Source organism: Klebsiella sp. K47, from assembly GCF_051858335.1.
Lineage (GTDB): Bacteria > Pseudomonadota > Gammaproteobacteria > Enterobacterales > Enterobacteriaceae > Klebsiella > Klebsiella pneumoniae.
In genome coordinates, this window is sequence record NZ_JBPYUI010000005.1 from 130277 (window position 1) to 154232 (window position 23956).

Annotated in this window: 15 protein-coding genes; 9 read left to right on the forward strand and 6 right to left on the reverse strand. The window is 57.2% G+C overall.

Going from position 1 to position 23956, the window contains the following annotated elements; genetic code table 11:
• Positions 1-84 precede the first annotated feature (84 nt).
• Positions 85-1179, reverse strand: a complete 1095-nt coding sequence (locus RRF55_RS06545) for a porin OmpC (RefSeq protein ID WP_064153433.1) — start codon at positions 1177-1179, stop codon at positions 85-87.
• A gap of 771 nt (positions 1180-1950) precedes the next feature.
• Here RRF55_RS06545 and rcsD point away from each other — a divergent pair.
• Both rcsD and rcsB read left to right on the forward strand, forming a co-directional pair.
• Positions 1951-4608 (forward strand): phosphotransferase RcsD, encoded by a 2658-nt coding sequence (rcsD, locus tag RRF55_RS06550; protein ID WP_032438125.1) that lies wholly within the window; start codon positions 1951-1953, stop codon positions 4606-4608.
• Between the two features lie 15 nt (positions 4609-4623).
• Positions 4624-5274, forward strand: a complete 651-nt coding sequence (gene rcsB, locus RRF55_RS06555) for a response regulator transcription factor RcsB (RefSeq protein ID WP_439419106.1) — start codon at positions 4624-4626, stop codon at positions 5272-5274.
• 45 nt (positions 5275-5319) lie between these two features.
• Here the strand turns inward: rcsB and rcsC are convergent, their stop codons facing one another.
• Positions 5320-8160, reverse strand: coding sequence for a two-component system sensor histidine kinase RcsC (rcsC, locus tag RRF55_RS06560; RefSeq protein ID WP_002913009.1), 2841 nt, complete (start codon positions 8158-8160; stop codon positions 5320-5322).
• A gap of 131 nt (positions 8161-8291) precedes the next feature.
• Positions 8292-10925, reverse strand: coding sequence for a DNA topoisomerase (ATP-hydrolyzing) subunit A (gyrA, locus tag RRF55_RS06565; RefSeq protein WP_004140833.1), 2634 nt, complete (start codon positions 10923-10925; stop codon positions 8292-8294).
• Positions 10926-11071: 146 nt separating this feature from the next.
• Between gyrA and ubiG the strand changes: the two genes are divergently transcribed.
• The 4 genes from ubiG to yfaE all read left to right on the forward strand — a co-directional run bounded on the left by ubiG (position 11072) and on the right by yfaE (position 15916).
• Entirely contained in the window at positions 11072-11800 is a 729-nt protein-coding gene (gene ubiG / locus RRF55_RS06570; protein ID WP_002913014.1) for a bifunctional 2-polyprenyl-6-hydroxyphenol methylase/3-demethylubiquinol 3-O-methyltransferase UbiG, read from the forward strand.
• Positions 11801-12144: 344 nt separating this feature from the next.
• Positions 12145-14430, forward strand: coding sequence for a class 1a ribonucleoside-diphosphate reductase subunit alpha (gene nrdA, locus RRF55_RS06575; protein WP_002913016.1), 2286 nt, complete (start codon positions 12145-12147; stop codon positions 14428-14430).
• A gap of 101 nt (positions 14431-14531) precedes the next feature.
• On the forward strand, positions 14532-15662 hold the full coding sequence (nrdB, locus tag RRF55_RS06580; RefSeq protein WP_004140835.1) for a class Ia ribonucleoside-diphosphate reductase subunit beta: 1131 nt from the start codon (positions 14532-14534) through the stop codon (positions 15660-15662).
• Entirely contained in the window at positions 15662-15916 is a 255-nt protein-coding gene (gene yfaE / locus RRF55_RS06585) for a class I ribonucleotide reductase maintenance protein YfaE (protein WP_002913017.1), read from the forward strand. Before nrdB ends, yfaE begins: the two co-directional genes overlap by 1 nt.
• 463 nt (positions 15917-16379) lie before the next feature.
• Here yfaE and glpQ read toward each other — a convergent pair whose 3' ends face one another.
• Both glpQ and glpT read right to left on the reverse strand, forming a co-directional pair.
• On the reverse strand, positions 16380-17450 hold the full coding sequence (gene glpQ / locus RRF55_RS06590; protein ID WP_009484780.1) for a glycerophosphodiester phosphodiesterase: 1071 nt from the start codon (positions 17448-17450) through the stop codon (positions 16380-16382).
• A gap of 9 nt (positions 17451-17459) precedes the next feature.
• Entirely contained in the window at positions 17460-18806 is a 1347-nt protein-coding gene (gene glpT, locus RRF55_RS06595) for a glycerol-3-phosphate transporter (protein ID WP_002913019.1), read from the reverse strand.
• Positions 18807-19077: 271 nt separating this feature from the next.
• Here glpT and glpA point away from each other — a divergent pair, with 271 nt between their 5' ends.
• From glpA to glpC, 3 genes are read left to right on the forward strand one after another with little or no spacing between them, the layout of a single operon-like run.
• On the forward strand, positions 19078-20700 hold the full coding sequence (glpA, locus tag RRF55_RS06600; RefSeq protein WP_023282869.1) for an anaerobic glycerol-3-phosphate dehydrogenase subunit A: 1623 nt from the start codon (positions 19078-19080) through the stop codon (positions 20698-20700).
• On the forward strand, positions 20690-21949 hold the full coding sequence (gene glpB / locus RRF55_RS06605; RefSeq protein WP_032438119.1) for a glycerol-3-phosphate dehydrogenase subunit GlpB: 1260 nt from the start codon (positions 20690-20692) through the stop codon (positions 21947-21949). The genes glpA and glpB overlap by 11 nt, the downstream gene beginning before the upstream one ends.
• Positions 21946-23124: an anaerobic glycerol-3-phosphate dehydrogenase subunit GlpC gene (glpC, locus tag RRF55_RS06610; RefSeq protein WP_002913041.1), complete on the forward strand. Its 1179-nt coding sequence runs from the start codon at positions 21946-21948 to the stop codon at positions 23122-23124. The genes glpB and glpC overlap by 4 nt, the downstream gene beginning before the upstream one ends.
• 21 nt (positions 23125-23145) lie before the next feature.
• On the opposite strand, the gene yfaU is transcribed toward glpC, so the two are convergent.
• Positions 23146-23949 (reverse strand): 2-keto-3-deoxy-L-rhamnonate aldolase, encoded by an 804-nt coding sequence (gene yfaU / locus RRF55_RS06615; protein ID WP_002913043.1) that lies wholly within the window; start codon positions 23947-23949, stop codon positions 23146-23148.
• Positions 23950-23956 lie beyond the last annotated feature (7 nt).

The window sequence follows — 23956 nt, forward strand, 5'->3', positions numbered from 1 at the left end:
CAGGGCGACAAGAGTATACCAGCGAGGTTAAACCGGACATAAAAAAAGGCGCCAGAGGCGCCTTTTTGTTATGCAGCTTGCAACTTAGAACTGGTAAACCAGGCCCAGTGCAACCACGTCGTCGGTAGAGATACCGGCGTTGCGGGTGAAGCTGTTGTCGTCCAGCAGGTTGATTTTGTAGTCAACATAGGTGGACATGTTTTTGTTGAAGTAGTAGGTCGCGCCAACGTCAACATATTTCAGCAGGTCCTGATCGCCGTAGCCTTCCAGATCCTTACCTTTAGACTGCAGGTAAGCCACGGACGGACGCAGACCGAAGTCGAACTGGTACTGAGCAACCACTTCGAAGTTCTGCGCTTTGTTAGCAAAGCCCAGAGAACCAGCGCGGGTCGCGTTGTAGGTCTGGGTGTACTGAGTGGCCAGGTAGATGTTGTTGGCGTCGTATTTCAGACCACCGGTGTAGGTTTCAGCGTTGTCGCCACGACCCAGTGCCGGAACACTATTCTGCTCGTCGGTACGTTTGGAGTGAGAGTACGCGAAACCAGCGCTGATGCCATCCCAAATATCGTAGGTCAGAGAGGTGCCGAAGCCGTCGCCGTTCTGTTTGCTCCAACCACGACCGTTGTTGGTCGCGCCTTCGCCGCTGACGCTGCCGTTTTTACCCTGATACTGCAGAGCAAAGTTCAGGCCGTCAACCAGACCGAAGAAATCAGAGTTACGGTAGGTTGCAACGCCGTTAGCACGGGACTGCAGGAAGTTGTCAGAACCGTAGGTGTCGCCGCCGAATTCCGGCAGAACGTCGGTCCAGGACGTTACGTCGTATACTACGCCGTAGTTACGACCGTAGTCGAAAGAGCCCGCGTCGCCAAATTTCAGGCCTGCGAATGCCAGACGAGTCCATGCCTGATCGCTGGAGCTTTCAGTGTTGTTCGCCTGAACGTTGTATTCCCACTGGCCGTAACCGGTCAGCTGGTCGTTGATCTGGGTTTCGCCTTTCACGCCTACACGCATGTAGGTCTGGTCGCCGTCGACGCTCTTGTCGTCAGAGAAGTAGTGCAGACCGTCAATTTTACCGTACAGGTCTAATTTGTTGCCGTCTTTGTTATAAATTTCAGCCGCATTTGCTGCGCCTGCTACCAGCAGAGCCGGTACCAGGAGGGACAGTACTTTAACTTTCATGTTATTAACCCTCTGTTTGTTATATGCCTTTTATTATGCCACTGCTTACTGATTACCCTTCTAATCAGTCGGCTATTTCATTGTGCTGCAAAATGCAGAATAATCCAACAAGAATATGATACTAAAACTTCTAAGATGTTTCAAAGTTCCCACAAGATGTTTCAATTTGTAAATTCAGCGGAACTTTTTTCACCGCAAAATGGTCAGGGAAATACGCACTAATCATCAAAAAAAATATTTAACCTTTTATAATCAAAGTGATAAACGACAACATATCTATAGCACTGAATGGTAAAACAAAATGATCATTGGTGGCTAAAATAAGAGTCGCTATCATCATTAACTTTATTTATTACCGTCATTCAGTTCTGAATGTCTGTTTACCCCTATTTCAACCGGATGCCTCGCATCCGGTTTTTTTTACCCTTCTTTACACAACTTTAATTTATCTGTGCTACGGCTAATGATTCCCTAACGACTATTAATCAATCAATTAGGCCATCAGTGGTGCATATTCTGCCAATGTCTTGTTATTTCGTGCGATTCTTCCCTTTTGTTTCCGTCAATATCGTCGCCGGTTAACCTTCCCGGCGCGGTTTCATTTACGCTTCGTTTCTAAGATAATTCCTGGGCGGCATCGCACCGCTGGCGCCAATCTGTAGTATGGATTTACGCCATTAGCCTTTATACTGCCAGCAGCATCTGCTTTGTTGCCAGTTACTCCGGCGCTACATCCTGTTTACAAACAATGATGAGTCGTTCAGCCACAAGATGACCCCGAAAAAATTCTCCCTGATCCCCGGCAACATCAGCCGCTTCTTCATTTTGATGGTTATTGTCCTGCTGGCGACAATGGGGGTGATGATCCAAAGCGCCGTCAATGCCTGGCTGAAGGAGAAAAGCTATCAGGTGGTTGATGTCTCCCACGCTCTGCACCAGCGCATTGACGCCTGGCGCTATGCCACCTGGCAGATCTACGACAATATCGCCGCCACCTCAGTCAACACCGCAAGCGGCGGTCTGCAGGAGACGCGTTTAAAACAGGACGTTTACTACCTGGAGAAACCCCGGCGTAAAACCGAAGCCCTGATCTTTGGCTCCCATGACAGCTCCACCCTCGAAATGACGCAGAAAATGTCCGATTATCTCGATATTTTGTGGGGCGCGGAGACCATTCCGTGGTCGATGTACTATCTCAACGGCCTGGACAATAGTCTGATCCTGGTCTCCACCCTGCCGTTGAAGGACCTCTCTTCGAGCTTCAAAGAGTCAACGATCAGCAGCGTCGTGGAGTCGCGGCGCGCGGAAATGCTGCTGCAGGCTAATACCCTTGATGAGCGCGAGACGTTCTCGCCGCTGCGCCATCTCGCCTGGCAGAACGCGCACTATTTTACGTTACGCACCACCTTCAACCAGCCCGGACACCTTGCCACGGTGGTCGCCTTCGATCTGCCGATTAACGATCTGATCCCGCCCGGCATGACCATCGACAGCTTCCGTATCGAGCCTGACCCGTCGCAAAATCTCGCCACCACGCCGGATAAAGAGAGCGCCGATCATATCGGGATCACCTTTAACGGCATGCAGATTGACATCGCCACCGACATCAGCACCACCGGTATGCAGTTGCTGTGGACGGTACCAATGAGCACCATGCTGCTGGAGTCCATGCAGAACATTCTTCTGCCGCTGCTGCTCAACATTGGTCTGCTAGCGCTGGCGCTGTTTGGTTTTACCACCTTTCGCCACTATAAAGGACGCAGCCATTCGTCTGGCGCCGGGCTCCCCTCCGCCGCCAACAGCGAACTGCGTCTGCTGCGCGCCATTAACGAAGAGATTGTTTCTCTGCTGCCGCTGGGGCTGCTCGTTCACGATCAGGAAGCCAACCGAACGGTTATCAGCAATCCAATTGCCGACCATCTGCTTCCGCACCTGAATCTGCAGAACATCACCAATATGGCGGACCAGCATCAGGGGGTAATTCAGGCCACCGTCAATAATGAGCAGTATGAAATCCGCCAGTATCGCAGCCAGGTAGCGCCGCGCACCCAGATCCTGATCATCCGTGATCAGGACCGCGAAGTGCTGGTCAATAAAAAGCTCAAGCAGGCCCAGCGCTTGTATGAGAAAAACCAGCAGGGACGGGCCGCCTTTATGCAGCACATCGGCAGCGCCCTGAAGCAGCCCACGCTGACGCTGGCGGCAGAGGCGGCGGCGCTCAGTAGTACAGAGAATCGGACGCTGGCCCAGCATGCCGATGAGCTGGTCAAACTCATCGATGACATTCAGCTCGCCAATCTGCTGGAAAGCGATGCCTGGAAAACCAACCAGACGTTGTTCTCGGTGCAGGAGCTTATTGACGACGTCGTGCCGGAAGTGCTGCCGGCGATGAAACGCAAGGGTCTGCAGCTGCTCATCAACAATGCGCTCCCGGCCGGCGAGCAGCGCTATGGCGACCGTGAAGCTCTGCGGCGCACGCTGGTGCTGTTAATCCAATATTCAGTGACCACCACGCCTATCGGCAAGATCACCCTCGACGTCTGTCAGGATGAGTCGGCCAGCGATCGCCTGACCTTCCGCATTCTGGATACCGGCAACGGCGTCTCGGCAAACGAGATCGACAATATGCACTTCCCGTATCTCAACGAGACCCAGAGCGACCTGTACGGCAAAGCAAACGCCCTTACCTTCTGGCTATGCGACCGCATGACGCGCAAGCTGGGCGGGCAATTGACCATTAAAGCCCGGGAGTCGCTGGGGACGCGCTATACCCTGCATCTGAAAATGCCGGCCAGCGAAGAGGCGCCAGAGGCGGGAGAGCATTTGCTGGATGACGTTATCGTCCTGCTGGATGTGACTTCCAGCGAAGTGCGGCGGATTGTCACTCGCCAGCTGGAGAGCTGGGGAGCGTCCTGCATCACACCGGACGATCGGGCGACCAGTCAAGCCTTTGATCTTTATTTAACGGATAATCCGTCTAATCTTACTGCTTCAGGCTTGCTTTTAAGCGATGATGAGGTCGGGATACGCAAGATCGGCCCGGGCCAACTGCGGGTCAACTTTAATATTAGCACGGCGATGCAGGAGGCTATCCTGCAGCTTATTGAGCAGCAGCTGGCGGAGGAGGCGGTTCAGCCCGTCACCTCAGGAAACGAGAGTAACGCCGAACTCCATGCCAGCGGCTATTACGCACTGTTTGCCGATACGGTACCGGATGATGTTCAGAGATTGTATACTGAAATCGAAGCGGGCGATTTTGCTGCTCTGGCGCAAACCGCCCACCGCCTCAAAGGGGCATTTGCTATGCTTAATCTGATACCCGGCAAGCAGTTATGTGAAACGCTTGAGCATCTGATTCGCGAAAAGGATGCGCAAGGCATAGAAAAATATATCAGCGACATTGACGCTTACGTCAAGAGCTTGCTGTAGAAGGTAGCCTTATACATGAACACTATGAACGTAATTATTGCCGATGACCATCCGATCGTACTGTTCGGTATTCGTAAGTCACTTGAGCAAATTGAGTGGGTGAACATCGTTGGCGAGTTTGAAGACTCCACGGCCCTTATCAACAATCTTCCGAAGCTGGACGCCCATGTGCTGATCACCGATCTGTCCATGCCCGGTGACAAATACGGCGACGGGATCACGCTGATTAAATACATCAAGCGCCACTTCCCGGATCTGTCGATCATTGTTCTGACCATGAACAACAATCCGGCGATCCTCAGCGCGGTGCTGGATCTGGATATCGAAGGGATCGTCCTCAAGCAGGGGGCGCCGACCGACCTGCCAAAAGCGCTGGCCGCGCTGCAGAAAGGGAAGAAATTCACCCCGGAAAGCGTCTCTCGCCTGCTGGAAAAAATCAGCGCCAGCGGCTATGGCGATAAACGCCTGTCGCCGAAAGAGAGCGAAGTGCTGCGCCTGTTCGCCGAAGGTTTCCTGGTAACCGAGATCGCCAAAAAGCTTAATCGCAGCATTAAAACCATCAGCAGCCAGAAGAAATCGGCGATGATGAAGCTGGGCGTCGAAAACGACATCGCCTTGCTGAACTACCTCTCTTCCGTCTCGCTGAGCGCGACGGACAAAGAGTAATCTCTTCGCCCTCTCCGTCTCGCCCCGGCGAGACGGAGCTCCCCATTATTCCCGCCCTTTACGCACCCGCGCCGCATATACCGTCAGCGTTTGCTTCAGTACGTCGAGGGTGACCGGCTTGGACAGACAACTGTCCATCCCCGATTCCAGACAGCGCTGCTTCTCTTCCGCCAGGGCATTGGCCGTTACGCCAATCACCGGCAGCGTCAGGCCAAGCTGACGAATGCGCTGCGTCAGGCGATAACCATCCATATTAGGCATGTTGACGTCGCTGAGCACGATATCGATGTGCTGCTTGCTAAGGACGTTGAGCGCGTCGATCCCGTCGTTCGCGGTCACGCACTGGTAGCCGAGCGAACCCAGCTGATCCGCCAGCAGGCGGCGGTTGATCGGGTGATCGTCGACCACGAGGATCATCATGTCGTCGTTATTGCCGGCCTGCGCCTCCGGGGCCATCAGCGCCGGGCTATTTTCCGCACTGGCGAGCGCAACATGGAAAATACGCCCCAGCAGCGGCAGCAGTTCGTGGGGAGTCGTCACGCTGTGCAGCCATTCGCCGGCGGACCGCTCCTGCGGAATACCGATATGACGGCGACAGAAGATGACCATGGCCCTTCCCTGCCATCCGCTCAGCGCCTCATCGTCAGTGAGTAAGACATCCTCGGCGTCCGGCGTTTCGCCGGCATGGCGGCGGACCGTCAGGCCGTGGTAGCTGAGCAGCGAGGTGACGAACATCGCCAGCGAAGTGTTATGAATCGCCAGCCAGCAGGTCTTGCCAGCGAAACCGTCTCTGCTCACCGGTGAGGTATTCTGCACGCCATACAGAGGAATACGGATGGTAAAGCGGCTACCCATCCCCGGCTCGGTTTCGACAGCAATATCGCCATCCATCATGCTGATCAGTTTTTCACAGATCGCCAGGCCAAGGCCGGTGCCCTGAAAATTGCGCTGCACGCCGGTCCCCACCTGGAAGAAAGGATCGAAGAGGCGCAATACCTCTTTCGCCGGGATCCCTTCTCCGGTGTCGCGAACGCTAATCTGCAGATAATCCCCCGCGCACTGGACGTGCAGGACAATACAGCCGGTATCGGTGAACTTTATCGCATTGCTGAGCAGATTTGAGATCACCTGCTGCAGGCGCATCGGGTCGCCGGACATTTGTTCCGGAACGTCCGGCTCGATAAAGCAGTACAGGCCCAGCTGCTTGCGCACCACCAACGGCAGATAGTTAGCGGAGATATGGTTCATGACTTCGCGCGGAGAGAACTCCCGCGGCTCGATCTTCAACTGCTCGGACTCGATTTTCGAGAAATCAAGAATATCGCTGATGATTTTCAGCAGCAGGCTGGAGGAGTTGTTCATCGCCGTCACAAGGCGATCGACGCCTTTCGGCAACGCTTTGGTCTGCAGCAGATCGAGGTTACCGATGATGCCATACAGCGGGGTACGCAGCTCATGGCTAACCGTCGCCAGGAACATCGATTTCGACTGGCTGGCCTGCTCCGCCGCCTGGGCCATCTCCTGCAGCGACTCCTCCATTTTCACGCGGGCGGAAACGTCCACCAGCACGCAAATGGCGACGTTTTCATTGCGATAGCGTGAATGAACAAAGCTAATCTGCAGGTTGGTATGGTTGCTGGTCAGCACGTCGACAAAATTGACCTGCTGGCCGCAGATGATCTGCGTCAGCCGCTGGCGGTCCTCGTGGGTCAGCATGTTCAGGTAGTTGTGCGCCAGTTCATTACTGAGAATATTGGTCCCGTCGGCAGTGCGCAGAATACAGATCCCTACCGGGGCAGAAGCCACAATTTTGCGGTTGAACTGCTCGTGCTCTTCCAGGCGCTGGGCGTCATTCTCCGCGGGGATAAAAATGCGCCGCTCATACATCCGCGCCAGCGCGAACAGCATCGCGCCGCTGAGGATATTAAGAACGATAGCATTGATGATCAGCATACGGATCCGCTCCAGCACCTGATCTACCGAGACGGAATAGACGATGCTCAGGGAGGACGGCGAGAGGCTTTTTTTCAGCACCAGCTCGCGGAAACCCGAACTGTAGCCAAACCACATCCGCTCCTGCATCCACTTCGCTTCGCTCTGGATTTTACCTTCCGCACCGGCCAGCGAAATCAGCGGCTGGCCGTTATCGTCAAAGATCGTCACGCTCATCGGCAGGCTGCCCGGCGTAAAGAAGCTTTCCATGCGGATGGTCTGCTCCACGCCCAGCATCGCCTGCAGACGATTGGCCATATAGACCGGCGTCAGGGCGTAAAAATAGCCCACCCCGGGGCGAACGCCCTGGCTTATCCAGAACAGGTTGTTGCCGCGCTCGTTTTGCGGCGCGTTGCGATATTGCTCTATGCGCTGATGCAGGACTTTCAGCGCCTGATCGCGCTCAATCGGCACGTCCCGCAGGCCAAAGTTGGCCATGCAGAGGTTATCGCTGCCGATGAGAAAGATGCGGTTAAGGTCGTAGGCGGCAGTAAAATTATCCCGCCAGTAGCGCATAAACCATGCCAGCGACTGCAGCGAATTACGCCAGGTGGCGCTCATCGCGCTGCAGTCGGAATCGGGGTACAGGGGTTCAAAGTTGGGCACCGCCATATCGCCGTTTTGCCCTTGCGCTACCGCGTCCCCTGCCGACAAGCGATTACCGGCGACATACTTCAGCTCTTTCATTACATCCGCGGTACGCTGGATATAGCGCTGGGCCTGATCGGCGTTGAGATTAAGCTCCTGATGGATTTCGGCTTCCCGCTCGTGCAGCGCGTTGACGATATAAAACACAGAGACAAACGCAATAAGCAGCCACAGCAATACCGCCAGCGCTCTGAACAGATAACGTGAAACCTTCAGGGTTGTATGAAAAGAGGCAAGATATTTCAATGTGGCGATGCTCGGCCGTCAGGGACTCAACAGAATGCGGTTAAGGTAGCGGTAAACCGGCTTTGCCGCAATGTTAATGCAAAAAGGGCCAGGAAAATACCCGGCCCTTCCAGAACATTTACCTCGGACGATTATTCTTCGTCTTCGGCGATGTCGTCATCGGTATCCGCTTCCGGGGCGATATCGTCATCGCCTTCCGCCGCGCTACCATCGATGGCATCCAGCTCTTCATCATCCACCGGCTCAGCCACGCGCTGCAGACCCACCACGTTTTCATCTTCCGCGGTGCGGATGAGGATCACGCCCTGGGTGTTACGGCCCACGATGCTCACTTCGGAAACGCGGGTACGCACCAGCGTCCCGGCGTCGGTGATCATCATGATCTGATCGCAGTCATCCACCTGCACGGCGCCGACCACGGAACCGTTACGCTCGGTGACTTTGATCGAAATAACGCCCTGGGTGGCACGCGACTTGGTCGGATACTCCGCCGCCGCGGTACGTTTACCGTAACCGTTTTGCGTCACCGTCAGGATCGCGCCTTCGCCGCGTGGAATAATCAGCGAGACGACGCTGTCGTTTTCCGCAAGCTTAATACCGCGTACGCCGGTGGCGGTACGGCCCATGGCGCGAACGGCGTCTTCCTTGAAGCGTACAACCTTACCGGCCGCGGAGAACAGCATCACTTCATCCTGACCAGAGGTCAGATCGACGCCGATCAGCTCATCGCCTTCGTTCAGGTTGACCGCGATGATACCGGCGGAACGCGGACGGCTGAACTCGGTCAGCGCGGTTTTCTTCACGGTACCGCTGGCGGTGGCCATAAAGACGTTGACGCCCTCTTCGTACTCGCGGACCGGCAGGATGGCGGTAATGCGCTCATCGGCTTCCAGCGGCAGCAGGTTGACGATCGGCCGACCGCGCGCGCCGCGGCTGGCTTCCGGCAGCTGATAGACCTTCATCCAGTACAGACGGCCGCGGCTTGAGAAGCAGAGGATGGTGTCATGGGTGTTAGCCACCAGCAGGCGGTCGATAAAGTCTTCTTCTTTAATGCGCGCTGCCGATTTGCCTTTACCGCCACGACGCTGTGCTTCGTAGTCGGTCAGCGGCTGATACTTCACATACCCCTGATGCGACAGGGTGACCACCACATCTTCCTGGTTGATCAGATCTTCGATGTTAATATCAGCGCTGTTGGCGGTGATTTCGGTACGACGTTCGTCGCCGAACTGGTCGCGGATCAGCTCCAGCTCTTCGCGAATCACTTCCATCAGACGGTCGGCGCTGCCGAGAATGTGCAGCAGCTCTGCGATCTGCTCCAGCAGCTCTTTATATTCGTCGAGCAGTTTTTCATGCTCAAGGCCGGTCAGTTTCTGCAGACGCAGATCCAGAATCGCCTGAGCCTGCTGCTCGGTCAGGTAGTATTTACCGTCGCGCACGCCGAACTCTGGTTCCAGCCATTCCGGACGCGCGGCGTCATCCCCGGCGCGCTCCAGCATCGCCGCGACGTTACCGAGATCCCACGCCTGGGCAACCAGCGCCGTTTTCGCTTCTGCCGGGGTCGGCGCGCGACGGATCAGTTCGATAATCGGGTCGATGTTGGCCAGCGCAACGGCCAGCGCTTCGAGGATATGCGCCCGGTCGCGCGCTTTGCGCAGTTCGAAAATCGTACGACGGGTCACCACTTCACGGCGGTGGCGTACAAACGCGGCGATGATGTCCTTCAGGTTCATGATCTTCGGCTGACCATGGTGCAGAGCTACCATGTTGATGCCGAAGGAGACCTGCAGCTGGGTCTGGGAATAGAGGTTGTTAAGCACCACTTCCCCTACCGCATCGCGCTTCACTTCAATCACGATGCGCATCCCGTCTTTATCAGACTCGTCACGCAGCGCGCTGATGCCTTCCACGCGTTTTTCTTTGACCAGCTCGGCGATTTTCTCGATCAGGCGCGCTTTGTTCACCTGATACGGAATTTCGTGCACGATGATGGTTTCGCGGCCGGATTTCGCGTCCACTTCCACTTCCGCGCGCGCGCGGATGTACACTTTACCGCGACCGGTGCGATAGGCCTCTTCGATGCCGCGACGGCCATTGATAATGGCGGCGGTCGGGAAATCAGGGCCAGGAATATGCGCCATCAGCCCTTCAATGCTGATGTCTTCATCGTCAACATACGCCAGACAGCCGTTAATCACTTCCGTCAGGTTATGCGGCGGTATGTTGGTGGCCATCCCTACGGCGATCCCGGAGGCGCCGTTCACCAGCAGGTTAGGAATTTTGGTCGGCATGACGTCCGGAATACGCTCCGTACCGTCATAGTTGTCGACGAAATCGACCGTCTCTTTTTCAAGATCGGCCATCAGCTCATGAGCGATTTTCGCCAGACGAATTTCGGTATAACGCATCGCCGCGGCGGAGTCGCCGTCGATGGAACCAAAGTTACCCTGGCCGTCCACCAGCATGTAACGCAGCGAGAACGGCTGCGCCATACGCACGATGGTGTCGTATACCGCGGAGTCGCCGTGCGGGTGGTATTTACCGATTACGTCACCAACGACACGGGCTGATTTTTTATAGGCTTTGTTCCAGTCATTGCCCAATACGTTCATGGCGTAAAGTACGCGACGGTGTACCGGCTTCAGGCCATCTCGGACATCCGGCAGCGCACGGCCAACAATGACCGACATCGCATAATCCAGATAAGAGTTCTTAAGCTCTTCCTCAATGTTGACCGGTGTAATTTCTCTCGCAAGGTCGCTCATCTAACCGCTATCCCTCTACTGTATCCCGGATTCAAAGGTCGCAAATTATAACACAGCCGCGCTAATAGAGGTAAAGCAATACGGTTTATTCATGGCGCGCTGCTGATATACTCGCAGGTCTGAACAGAAAAGGAGTAAAAGCGCCCATGAATGCCGAAAAAACGTCGGTAGCCCCTAACGTCGATCATGCTGAAATCGCCAAATTCGAAGCCGTCGCCTCGCGCTGGTGGGATCTGGAGGGCGAGTTCAAACCGCTCCACCGCATCAACCCGCTGCGGCTGGGCTATATTGCCGAACGCTCCGGCGGCCTGTTCGGTAAAAAAGTCCTCGATGTCGGCTGCGGCGGCGGCATCCTCGCCGAGAGCATGGCGCGCGAAGGCGCGACGGTCACCGGGCTGGACATGGGGGCCGAACCGCTGCAGGTCGCCAGGCTGCACGCCCTGGAGAGCGGTATTCAGGTAGACTATGTTCAGGAAACAGTTGAGGAACATGCCGCGAAGCATCCCCAGCAGTATGACGTCGTGACCTGCATGGAGATGCTGGAGCACGTCCCCGACCCGCAGTCGGTGGTGCACGCCTGCGCGCGGTTAGTGAAGCCCGGCGGCCAGGTCTTCTTCTCCACCATCAACCGCAACGGCAAGGCCTGGCTGATGGCGGTAGTCGGGGCGGAATATGTCATGAAGATGGTGCCCAAAGGCACTCATGATGTGAAGAAGTTTATCAAGCCGGCCGAGCTGCTGGGCTGGGTAGATCAGACTACTCTGAAAGAGCAGCATATCATCGGTCTGCATTACAATCCGCTGACCAATACCTTCAAGTTAGCGCCAGGGGTTGATGTTAACTATATGTTGCATACCACCGCCAAACAGGACTGAGGTCAACACCTCCGCTTATGATGATTGCGCGGCATCAAGCCGCGTGATTATTTCTTCCGATGAAGAAATCAGCACTCGATCAAATTTTCATTTTTTTTTCTGTTTTATTGACTTCTTCTCCAGGCCTTATGCGACGTGGACTTGCGGATTATTACCCTTCCGCAACCTCAATTTAACGTCAAAATCAACCCTTGTACTCAAAAGATTCCTTACTAAAATACTCACCATATAGCGTTTCTTTTATCGACAACCCCCTACATATAGTATTTATCCACAGAGTTAGTCACAACGGCCTTCTGTGGATAAACGGGGGATATTTTCTTTCACGGACAGGTAAAATCCACATGAATCAGAGTCTGCTGGTGACAAAGCGCGACGGGACCACCGAGCGCATCAATCTCGACAAAATCCATCGCGTACTGGATTGGGCGGCAGAAGGACTGAATAACGTTTCGATTTCCCAGGTAGAGCTGCGCTCCCATATCCAGTTCTATGACGGCATCAAAACCGCGGACATCCACGAAACCATTATTAAAGCCGCTGCGGATCTGATCTCCCGCGACGCGCCGGATTACCAGTACCTCGCCGCGCGTCTGGCGATTTTCCATTTGCGTAAAAAAGCCTTCGGTCAGTTTGAGCCGCCGGCGCTCTACGATCACGTGGTGAAGATGGTTGAGAAAGGTAAATACGATCATCATCTGCTGGAAGACTACACGGAAGAAGAGTTCCAGCAGATGGACGGTTTCCTCGACCACTGGCGCGACATGAACTTCTCCTACGCAGCCGTTAAACAGCTGGAAGGCAAGTATCTGGTACAAAACCGCGTCACCGGCGAAATTTATGAGAGCGCGCAGTTCCTCTATATTCTGGTCGCCGCTTGCCTGTTCTCGAACTATCCGCGCGAAACGCGTCTGGACTATATCAAGCGTTTCTACGACGCGGTGTCCACCTTTAAAATCTCGCTGCCGACGCCGATCATGTCCGGCGTGCGTACCCCAACCCGTCAGTTCAGCTCCTGCGTGCTGATCGAGTGCGGCGACAGCCTGGATTCCATCAACGCCACCTCCAGCGCGATTGTGAAATACGTTTCCCAGCGCGCCGGCATCGGCATCAACGCCGGGCGCATTCGCGCGCTGGGCAGCCCGATCCGCGGCGGCGAAGCCTTCCACACCGGCTGCATTCCGTTCTACAAGCATTTCCAGACCGCGGTGAAATCCTGCTCGCAGGGCGGCGTGCGCGGCGGCGCGGCAACCCTCTTCTACCCAATGTGGCATCTGGAAGTGGAAAGCCTGCTGGTGCTGAAAAACAACCGTGGTACCGACGCCAACCGCGTTCGTCACATGGACTACGGGGTACAGATCAACAAGCTGATGTACACCCGTCTGCTGAAGGGCGGCGATATTACCCTGTTCAGCCCTTCCGACGTCCCGGGCCTGTATGACGCCTTCTTCGCCGATCAGGACGAGTTTGAGCGCCTGTACACCCAGTACGAGCAGGACGACAGCATTCGTAAGCAGCGTATTAAAGCCGTTGAGCTGTTCTCGCTGATGATGCAGGAGCGCGCCTCTACCGGCCGCATCTATATCCAGAACGTCGACCACTGCAACACCCACAGCCCGTTCGATCCGGTAGTCGCCCCGGTGCGTCAGTCTAACCTGTGCCTGGAGATTGCTCTGCCGACCAAACCGCTGGAAGATGTCAACGACGAAAACGGCGAAATCGCGCTGTGCACCCTGTCGGCCTTCAACCTCGGGGCTATCGACAGCCTCGACGAGCTGGAAGAGCTGGCAGTGCTGGCGGTGCGTGCTCTGGATGCGCTGCTCGACTATCAGGATTACCCCATCCCGGCGGCTAAACGCGGCGCGATGGGGCGTCGTACGCTGGGTATCGGCGTGATCAACTTCGCTTACTATCTGGCGAAGCATGGCAAACGCTACTCCGACGGCAGCGCCAACAACCTGACGCACAAAACGTTCGAAGCGATTCAGTACTATCTGCTGAAGGCCTCTAACGAGCTGGCTATCGAGCAAGGCGCCTGCCCGTGGTTCAACGAAACCACCTATGCGCAGGGCATCCTGCCGATCGATACCTATAAGAAAGATCTGGACGGCATCGTCAGCGAACCCCTGCACTACGACTGGGAAGCATTGCGCGAGTCCATTAAAACTCACGGCCTGCGCAACTCAACGCTCTCCGCACTGATGCCGTCCGAGACCTCGTCGCAGATCTCCAACGCCACCAACGGCATTGAGCCGCCGCGCGGCCACGTGAGTATCAAAGCGTCCAAGGACGGTATCCTGCGCCAGGTGGTGCCGGATTACGAAAACCTGCAGAACGCCTACGAGCTGCTGTGGGAGATGCCGAACAACGACGGTTATCTGCAGCTGGTGGGTATCATGCAGAAGTTTATCGACCAGTCGATCTCTGCCAACACTAACTACGATCCGACGCGCTTCCCGTCCGGAAAAGTGCCGATGCAGCAGTTGCTCAAAGACCTGCTCAACGCCTATAAATTCGGCGTCAAAACGCTGTACTATCACAACACCCGTGATGGCGCTGAAGACGCCCAGGATGACCTGGCCCCGTCCATCCAGGACGACGGCTGCGAAAGCGGCGCTTGTAAGATCTAAGGTATTTTTGCCGGGTAACGCTACGCTTACCCGGCCTACGTTTGTGTAGGCCCGGCCAACCCATTCCTGCCGGGCAATACAGTTCAACAGGACTCACTTCAATGGCATACACCACTTTTTCACAGACGAAAAACGATCAGCTGCTGGAACCTATGTTTTTTGGCCAGCCGGTTAACGTGGCCCGCTACGATCAGCAAAAATACGACATCTTTGAAAAGCTGATTGAAAAGCAGCTCTCCTTCTTCTGGCGCCCGGAAGAGGTTGACGTTTCCCGCGATCGCATCGACTACCAGGCGCTGCCGGAACATGAAAAACATATTTTCATCAGCAACCTGAAGTACCAGACGCTGCTCGACTCCATCCAGGGCCGTAGCCCGAATGTGGCGTTGCTGCCGCTGATCTCCATCCCGGAGCTGGAGACCTGGGTAGAAACCTGGGCCTTCTCCGAGACCATTCACTCGCGTTCGTACACTCACATCATCCGCAACATCGTCAACGACCCGGCGACCGTGTTCGACGACATCGTCACCAACGAGCAGATCCAGAAACGTGCGGAAGGCATCTCTCACTATTACGATTCGCTGATCGAAATGACCAGCTACTGGCATCTGCTGGGCGAAGGCACCCACACCGTCAACGGCAAAACCGTGACCGTGAATCTGCGCGAGCTGAAAAAGAAACTCTATCTGTGCCTGATGAGCGTTAATGCCCTGGAAGCGATCCGCTTCTACGTCAGCTTCGCCTGCTCCTTCGCCTTTGCCGAACGCAAACTGATGGAAGGCAACGCCAAAATTATCCGCCTGATCGCCCGCGATGAAGCGCTGCACCTGACCGGCACCCAGCATATGCTGAACCTGCTGCGCTCCGGCAGCGACGATCCGGAAATGGCGGAAATCGCCGAAGAGTGCAAGCAGGAGTGCTATGACCTGTTCGTGCTGGCGGCGCAGCAGGAGAAAGAGTGGGCGGACTACCTGTTCCGCGACGGCTCGATGATCGGCCTGAATAAAGATATTCTCTGCCAGTACGTCGAGTACATCACCAATATCCGCATGCAGGCGGTGGGCCTCGATCTGCCGTTCCAGACCCGCTCCAACCCGATCCCATGGATCAACACCTGGCTGGTCTCCGACAACGTTCAGGTGGCGCCGCAGGAAGTGGAAGTCAGTTCTTATCTCGTCGGCCAGATCGATTCTGAAGTCGATGCCGACGATCTGAGTAACTTCCAGCTGTAATGAAGCGGATCTTCCTGAAAATCTCTGACACTCGCCTTGAGTGTCAGGATGAACACCCTTCCCTGCTGGCGGCGCTGGAGTCGCATAATATCGACGTCGAATATCAGTGCCGCGAAGGCTACTGCGGCTCCTGCCGCACTCGCCTGGTCTCCGGCCAGGTTGACTGGCTGACCGAGCCGCTGGCCTTTATCCAGCCGGGAGAAATTTTGCCCTGCTGCTGCCGGGCGAAAGGCGATATTGAGATCGAGATGTAGTCCTGTCAGGTGGCGCTACGCTTACCCGACCTACTGTTCCAGGACCGGCCGTTTACGCACTGCCGCCCTGGGCTGCTGAAACTGCCGGTGTTGACGGCCTCAAAATCGCTGAGACGTTCCCGGAAGGCCGGGGCAGCCCGCATGGATGCGGGCTGAGGGCCGTGTTTTGCATGGACGCTACCTCGGCCCGACCCGAAGCCTGCAGGGATAAGTCGAAGGGACCGCGCAGCGGCGATTTTGCTGGCCGGAGCCCGGGGGTACAGGGGGAGGCGGCGACTGGCCTCCCCCTGTGCGCTCCCTGCGCTATGAAAGGCATAACGCAGAAGAAATATCGGGAGCGCAATCTTCCAGGAAATAACATAGAACAAACGTTATTCCCGGGTCGAAATCGTTGCACGCCGAGAACAGTGTCAACAAAACCGCAGTTCGTACGCCGGGTAAGGCGTAGCCGCCATCCGGCTTTTTACTGTTTCGCGTCCAGGAACTGCACCGCTTTATCCGGGAAATCGGTAAATAAGCCGTCGACGCCCGCCTGGTTATACAGCACGTCATAGAGCTGATTAACGTTAGTCGCGTACTCCGGCAACTGATCCGCGCGCACGGTGTACGGATGCACCTGCAGATGGCTGGCATGCGCCTCTTTCACCATCGCCGTCAGCTTCACCGCCCCCGGCTTCGAGCCTTCCGCTACCAGCATATGGTAATCCGGGCCGATGCCGTCCGCGTACTGCGCAATCTGCGCCATCGCCCCTGGCTTGAACATCCAGTCATAGCTGTAGTTCACCCACTTACCATCGGCCTGTTTCTGCTGGGTTTCATTCCAGTCGGTATAGGCGATGAGCTGCACCAGATTGAGATCCATCCCCATCTTCGGCTCCAGCTCATTTTTAATGCGTTTGAGCTCGTTGGCGTCAAAGCACTGCAGATAAACCTTATCCTGCTTGCTGGTATAGCCATATTCCTTCAGCACCTTCAATGTGCTGGCGGCAATATCTTTGCCTTCCTGGTGGTGGAACCACGGTGCTTTGATTTCCGGGTAGATACCGATGTTTTTGCCGGTTGAATGGTTCAGCCCCTGGACAAACTCAATCTCCTCTTCAAAGGTATGAATACGGAAATCGGATTTGCCCATCGGGAATCGCCCGGGATAGGTTTGCACGTTCTTACCATTTTTCGGCTCAAAACCTTCGGTGAACTTCAGCGACTTAATCTCGTCCAGGGTAAAGTCGATGGCGTAGAAACGGCCATCTTTACGCGCCCGCTGCGGGAAACGCTGCGCAACGTCAGTCACCCGATCGAGATAGTGGTCGTGTAACACCACCAGCCGGTCGTCTTTGGTCATCACCAGGTCTTGCTCAAGGTAATCCGCCCCCTGAGCGTAAGCCATCGCTTTCGCCGGCAGGGTATGTTCCGGCAGATACCCGCTGGCGCCGCGGTGGGCGATGACCATTTTATCAGCCGCTGTCGCGCTGAAGCACAGCGCCGAACTGGACAGAATCATTCCGCTCATCAGCGCGGTAAGTTTCATTTTCATCGCCGCTCCTTAGGCTTGTTTCAGCTGTTGGTGATGGCGACGTTCACCGAGCATCACGATAACCAGCAGGATAACCGCCAGCACGCTGCCGCCGATCATCACCATAAAGCCGCCGTCCCAGCCGAAGAAATCGACGGTGTAGCCGACGATAGCGCTCGCGGCCACGGAACCGCCAAGATAGCCGAACAGGCCGGTGAAGCCCGCGGCGGTCCCGGCGGCTTTTTTCGGCGCCAGCTCGAGGGCATGCAGACCAATCAGCATCACCGGGCCGTAGATCAGGAAGCCAATGATGATCATACAGGCCATATCGACGCCCGGATTACCCGGCGGGTTCAGCCAGTAAACGACAGTGGCGATGGTCACCAGGGTCATAAAGAACACGCCGGTGGCGCCGCGGTTGCCTTTAAACACTTTGTCCGACATCCAACCGCACAGCAGCGTGCCCGGGATCCCCGCGTACTCGTACAGGAAATAGGCCCAGGAGGATTTATCCAGCGCGAAGTGTTTAACTTCTTTCAGGTAGGTCGGCGACCAGTCGAGAATGCCGTAGCGCAGCAGATAAACGAAGACGTTAGCGATAGCGATGTACCACAGCAGCTTGTTCGGCAGAATGTACTGCATAAAGATCTGCTTCGCCGTCAGCTCTTCTTCGTGCTTTTCGCTGTAATCGTCCGGGTAGTCGTTTTTATATTCTTCAATCGGCGGCAGACCGCAGGACTGCGGGGTGTCGCGCATCATTGCGAAGGCGAAAATCGCCAGCAGAATGGCGCCGAATGCCGGCATATACAGCGCCGCGTGCCAGTCGTTAAACCACGCCATCCCTAACAGGAACAGCAGCGGCGGAATGCCGCCGCCGACGTTATGCGCGCAGTTCCACACCGAGACAATCCCGCCGCGCTCTTTCTGCGACCACCAGTGCACCATGGTCCGGCCGCACGGCGGCCAGCCCATCCCCTGGAACCAGCCGCAGAGGAACAGCAGCACGAACATTATCATGATGCTGGACGTCGCCCACGGCACGAAGCCCATCACCAGCATCACCAGCGCGGCGAGGATCAAGCCAGCCGGCAGGAAAATGCGCGGATTCGAGCGGTCAGAGACCGATCCCATGATGAATTTCGAAAATCCATAGGCGATGGAGATACCGGAAAGGGCGAAGCCGAGGTCGCCACGAGAGAACCCCTGCTCGATAAGATAAGGCATCGCCAGGGCAAAGTTCTTACGAACCAAATAGTAGGCGGCATAACCAAAAAAGATGCCAATAAAAATCTGCCAGCGTAATCGGCGATATAGCGGGTCAATCTCCGCTGCTGGCAAACGCGCTTTATGCGCGGCGGGTTTAAAAATACTTAACATATCAGCCTCCGTGGCCCTTGCTGTTTTCTACTGACGTCACGACAAAATCCCAGATTAATCACCAACTTCAAATATGGTCGCGATGGTAGGCAATACGTAGAGTTGATACTGTGAAACATCGCACAATTTGTTACAGAAATATGACAAAACGCTCCAATGTGAGCACGAAATCACATAACACGCTCAAATAACGCGCGAATATGCTCGAAATCAAACAATAACCTTACTAATTGTGGCTAAATGGTGTTAACCGAAAGCAGAGGAGCTGAAGATGACGGGACATCTTGATAGCGAGGTCATTATCATCGGCGGCGGAGCAACCGGCGCCGGTATCGCCCGCGACTGCGCCCGGCGCGGATTACGAACGCTGCTCATTGAGCGCCATGATATCGCCACCGGGGCGACCGGCCGGAATCATGGACTGCTGCACAGCGGCGCCCGCTACGCGGTGACCGACAACGAATCCGCCCGCGAATGCATCAGTGAGAACCGCATCCTGCGCCGCATCGCCCGCCACTGTATTGAACCGACCAATGGGCTGTTTATCACCCTGCCTGAAGATGACCTGGCATGGCAGCAAACCTTTATCGACGCCTGTCAGCAGGCTGGCATAGAGGCCACGCCGCTCTCGCCGCAGGAAGCGCTGCGCCGGGAGCCCGCCGTCAACCCGACGCTGCTGGGCGCGGTGCAGGTCCCGGACGGTACCATTGACCCGTTTCGCCTCACCGCGGCCAATATGCTCGACGCCCGCGAACACGGCGCGCAGATCCTTACCGGCTGCGAAGTAACAGGCCTGCTGCGCCGGGGCGATCGCGTCTGCGGCGTCCAGGTATACGACCGCCAACTTCACCAGGCCCGCACTCTGTACGCCGGGATGGTGGTTAACGCCGCCGGGATCTGGGGACAGCGTATTGCGGAATATGCCGACCTGCGCATCACCATGTTCCCGGCGAAGGGATCGCTGCTGATCCTCGATCATCGGATTAACAACCTGGTGATCAACCGCTGCCGTAAGCCGGCCGACGCCGATATTCTGGTGCCCGGCGATACCATCTCGCTGATCGGCACTACCTCAATGCATATTCCTTATGACGAAATTGACGACAACCGGGTAACAGCGGCGGAGGTCGATACCCTGCTGCGCGAAGGGGAAAAGCTGGCGCCGGTCATGGGCCGCACCCGGATCCTCCGCGCCTACTCCGGCGTCCGCCCGCTGGTGGCCAGCGATAACGATCCCAGCGGGCGCAGCGTCAGCCGCGGCATCGTCCTGCTCGACCATGCCCAGCGTGACGGTATGGAAGGCTTCATTACCATCACCGGCGGCAAGCTGATGACCTATCGCCTGATGGCCGAGTGGGCCACCGACGCCGTCTGTCGTAAGCTGGGAAACACCACCCCCTGTACCACGGCCGAAGCCCCGCTGCCCGGTTCACAGGAGCCAACGGAAAGTACCCTGCAAAAGATAATCTCCCTCCCCACCCCGCTGCGCGGCTCGGCCGTCTACCGTCACGGCGATCGCACCCCGTCCTGGCTTGGCGACAGCCGCCAGCACCGTAGCCTGGTCTGCGAATGTGAAGCCGTCACTGCCGGTGAAGTGAAATACGCGGTGGAAAACCTGGCGGTCAACACCCTGCTCGACCTGCGCCGCCGCACCCGGATTGGCATGGGGACCTGTCAGGGGGAACTCTGCGCCTGCCGCGCTGCCGGCCTGCTGCAGCGCTTTAACGTCACCACGCCCGCGCAGTCGTTAACCCAGCTCTCGGAATTTCTCAATGAACGCTGGAAGGGCGTGCAGCCCATCGCCTGGGGCGATGCGCTGCGCGAAAGCGAATTCACCCGCTGGGTCTACCTCGGCCTGTGCGGATTGCCACAGGAGCACCGGGATGAAGTTTGATTGCGCGATTATCGGCGGCGGGCTCGCCGGCCTGCTGTGCGGGCTGGCCCTGAATCAGCACGGCCTGCGCAGCGTCATCATCAGCCGCGGGCAGAGCGCGCTGCATTTTTCCTCCGCGTCGTTAGACCTGCTCTCGGCGCTGCCCAACGGCGATAACGTCACTGACGTCGCACAAGGTGTGCAGCAACTCGCTGAACAGCTTCCTGAACACCCTTATTCCCGTCTCGGCGCCGAGGCGGTGCTCGAATACGCGACACAGACCGAAGCCCTGCTGGCCGCCTGCGGCGCGGTGATGCAGGGCGATGCGCGCCGGCCGCACCGGCGGGTAACGCCGCTGGGGACGTTGCGCCCGGCATGGCTGTCGCCCCTTGAGGTGCCTGTCGCGCCCCTGCCGTCGCAGGGCGCCTGTCTGGTGGGGATCAGCGGCTTTGCTGATTTTCAGCCGCATCTCGCCGCCGCCGCGCTCGGTCAACACGGAGTTACCGCCGCGGCGGTGGAAATCGAGTTACCGCTGCTGGATGTACTGCGTGACAACCCGACCGAGTTTCGCGCCGCCAATATCGCCCGCGTCCTGGATGATGAGAATATGTGGCCGGCCCTGCATGCAGCGCTGCTACCGCTGGCGCAGCAGTATGACCTGCTGATCATGCCCGCCTGTTTTGGCCTCGCCGACGATCGCCTGTACCACTGGCTGCAGGCGCGTCTACCCTGCCCGCTGCGTCTGCTGCCGACGCTGCCGCCTTCGGTTCCCGGGATGCGTTTGCATTCTCAGCTGCAACGCCAGTTCATTCGCGAGGGCGGCGCCTGGCTCGCAGGCGATGAGGTGGTGAAAATCAGCCATCGACAGGACGCCGTCGAGGCGGTCTGGACGCGCAATCACGGCGATATTGCGCTGCGTCCGCGCTTTACCGTGCTGGCCAGCGGCAGCTTTTTCAGCAACGGTCTTGTCGCCACTCGCGATAGCGTGCGCGAGCCGATCCTCGGCCTCGACCTTCACCAGACCCTGCCACGGGAAAGCTGGTACCAGCGCGATTTCTTCGCCTCACAACCGTGGCAGCGCTTCGGCGTGAAAACCGATGCCCTGCTGCGCCCCCTGCTGGGCGGGCAGCCGTTCCATAATCTGTTCGCCATCGGCTCATTGCTCGGCGGGTTCGATGCCATTCAGCTCGGCTGTGGCGGCGGCGTCTGCGCCGTTACCGCGCTGCACGCCGCCAGACAGATCCACGCCCTTGCCGGAGGCCGGCCATGAACGATACCCGTTTTGAAAGCTGCATTAAGTGCACGGTCTGTACCACCACCTGCCCGGTAAGTCGGGTCAATCCGCGCTATCCTGGCCCGAAACAAGCGGGGCCGGACGGCGAACGCCTGCGTCTGAAGGATGGCGCGCTGTACGATGAGGCGCTGAAGTACTGCATTAACTGCAAGCGCTGCGAGGTCGCCTGCCCGTCGGATGTGAAAATTGGCGATATCATTCAACGCGCCCGGGCACAGTACGGCCAGCAAAAGCCGACCCTGCGCGACGCCATCCTCAGCCATACCGACCTGATGGGTACCCTTTCCACCCCCTTTGCCCCCCTGGTCAACGCCGCCACCGGCTTAAAACCGGTGCGCCGTCTGCTCGACGCGACGCTCAACATCGATCACCGGCGTACGCTGCCGAAATATGGTTTCGGCACCTTCCGCCGCGCTTACCGCCAGCTCGCCGCCCGTCAGAAGCAATACAGCGAACAGGTGGCTTTCTTTCACGGCTGCTACGTCAACTATAACCATCCACAGTTGGGTAAAGATCTGATTCGCGTCGTCAACGCGCTGGGTACCGGGGTGCAGTTGTTATCAAAAGAAAAATGCTGCGGCGTACCGCTGATCGCCAACGGTTTTTTCGACAAGGCGCGTAAGCAGGCGCAGAGCAACGTCGCCGCGATGCGGGAAAACACGCTACCGATCATTGCCACCTCCTCGACCTGCGCCTTTACGCTACGTGATGAATACCCCCATCTCCTCGATGTCGATAACAGCGATCTTCGCGATCGGGTCGAGCTTGCCACCCGCTGGATCTGGAAACAGCTGGCTGCCGGCAGGACGCTACCGCTGCGCCCACTGCCGCTGAAAGTGGTCTATCACACCCCGTGTCATATGGAAAAGATGGGCTGGTCGCTGTATACCCTCGAGCTGCTGCGGCTGATCCCCGGCCTGCAGCTGGAGGTGCTGGATTCCCAGTGCTGCGGCATCGCAGGCACCTACGGGTTTAAAACTGAGAATTACGCGGTATCCCAGGCTATCGGCGCCCCGCTGTTCCGTCAGATTGAGGAGAGCGGGGCCGACCTCGTCGTCACCGACTGCGAGACCTGCAAATGGCAGATTGAGATGTCCACCAGCAAACGCTGCGAGCATCCGCTGACGGTGCTGGCGCAGGCGCTCGTCTGAGCCCAGCGCCAGCCTGTGCCGTCAATAGCTCGTTTTCTCTTGCGGCTGGGCGCTGGCAGATTTAAACATCGCCAGCCGGCGGTCCAGCGCCTGGGTATACAGCATGGTATCCACCCCGACGGCGACAAAGTTGGCCCCCCAGGCAAGACATTTTTCCGCCATCGCCGGGTCGACCGCCAGAAATCCGGCCGCTTTCCCCGCCGCGCGAATGCGCCGGATGCTCTGCTCGATCACCCGCTGCACGTCAGGGTGACCGGCATCGTCCGGGTAGCCCAGCGAGGCGGAGAGATCCGCCGGACCGATGAACACCCCGTCAATGCCGTCCACCTCGAGAATAGCGTCCAGGTTCTCCAGCGCGGTTCGGCTCTCGACCTGAATCAGCAGACAAAGTTCGTCATTTGCCTCCGCCATATAATTCTCCACCCTTCCCCAGCGCGCCGCTCTCGCCACGCCGGCGCCAACGCCGCGGCTCCCGATGGGGGGATAACGGGTCGCTGAGACCACCTCCCGAGCCTGCTCGGCGGTATCGACCATCGGCACCAGCAAGGTTCTGGCGCCAATATCCAGCACCTGTTTTATCAGGCTGCGGTTGCCCTCGACCGGGCGAATGACCGGCTGGCTGGCATAGGGGGCAATCGCCTGCAGCTGATGATAAAGGTCCTGAATGGTGTTCGGGGCATGCTCGCCGTCGATCAGCAGCCAGTCGTATCCCGACGTCGCAGCGATCTCCGCCATGTAGGATGAGGTGGAGCTCAGCCACAGGCCGATTTGCGTCTCACCGCGTAATAATCCCCGTTTGAAGGGGTTAGATAACAGTGCGTTCATAGCGATT

Excerpts from the sequence above, each read along its gene's own strand:
- RRF55_RS06545 (WP_064153433.1), bottom strand. The coding sequence starts at position 1,179 with ATGAAAGTTAAAGTACTGTCCCTCCTGGTACCGGCTCTGCTGGTAGCA.
- rcsD (WP_032438125.1), top strand. The coding sequence starts at position 1,951 with ATGACCCCGAAAAAATTCTCCCTGATCCCCGGCAACATCAGCCGCTTC.
- rcsB (WP_439419106.1), top strand. The coding sequence starts at position 4,624 with ATGAACACTATGAACGTAATTATTGCCGATGACCATCCGATCGTACTG.
- gyrA (WP_004140833.1), bottom strand. The coding sequence starts at position 10,925 with ATGAGCGACCTTGCGAGAGAAATTACACCGGTCAACATTGAGGAAGAG.
- ubiG (WP_002913014.1), top strand. The coding sequence starts at position 11,072 with ATGAATGCCGAAAAAACGTCGGTAGCCCCTAACGTCGATCATGCTGAA.
- nrdA (WP_002913016.1), top strand. The coding sequence starts at position 12,145 with ATGAATCAGAGTCTGCTGGTGACAAAGCGCGACGGGACCACCGAGCGC.
- nrdB (WP_004140835.1), top strand. The coding sequence starts at position 14,532 with ATGGCATACACCACTTTTTCACAGACGAAAAACGATCAGCTGCTGGAA.
- yfaE (WP_002913017.1), top strand. The coding sequence starts at position 15,662 with ATGAAGCGGATCTTCCTGAAAATCTCTGACACTCGCCTTGAGTGTCAG.
- glpQ (WP_009484780.1), bottom strand. The coding sequence starts at position 17,450 with ATGAAAATGAAACTTACCGCGCTGATGAGCGGAATGATTCTGTCCAGT.
- glpT (WP_002913019.1), bottom strand. The coding sequence starts at position 18,806 with ATGTTAAGTATTTTTAAACCCGCCGCGCATAAAGCGCGTTTGCCAGCA.
- glpA (WP_023282869.1), top strand. The coding sequence starts at position 19,078 with ATGACGGGACATCTTGATAGCGAGGTCATTATCATCGGCGGCGGAGCA.
- glpB (WP_032438119.1), top strand. The coding sequence starts at position 20,690 with ATGAAGTTTGATTGCGCGATTATCGGCGGCGGGCTCGCCGGCCTGCTG.
- glpC (WP_002913041.1), top strand. The coding sequence starts at position 21,946 with ATGAACGATACCCGTTTTGAAAGCTGCATTAAGTGCACGGTCTGTACC.
- yfaU (WP_002913043.1), bottom strand. The coding sequence starts at position 23,949 with ATGAACGCACTGTTATCTAACCCCTTCAAACGGGGATTATTACGCGGT.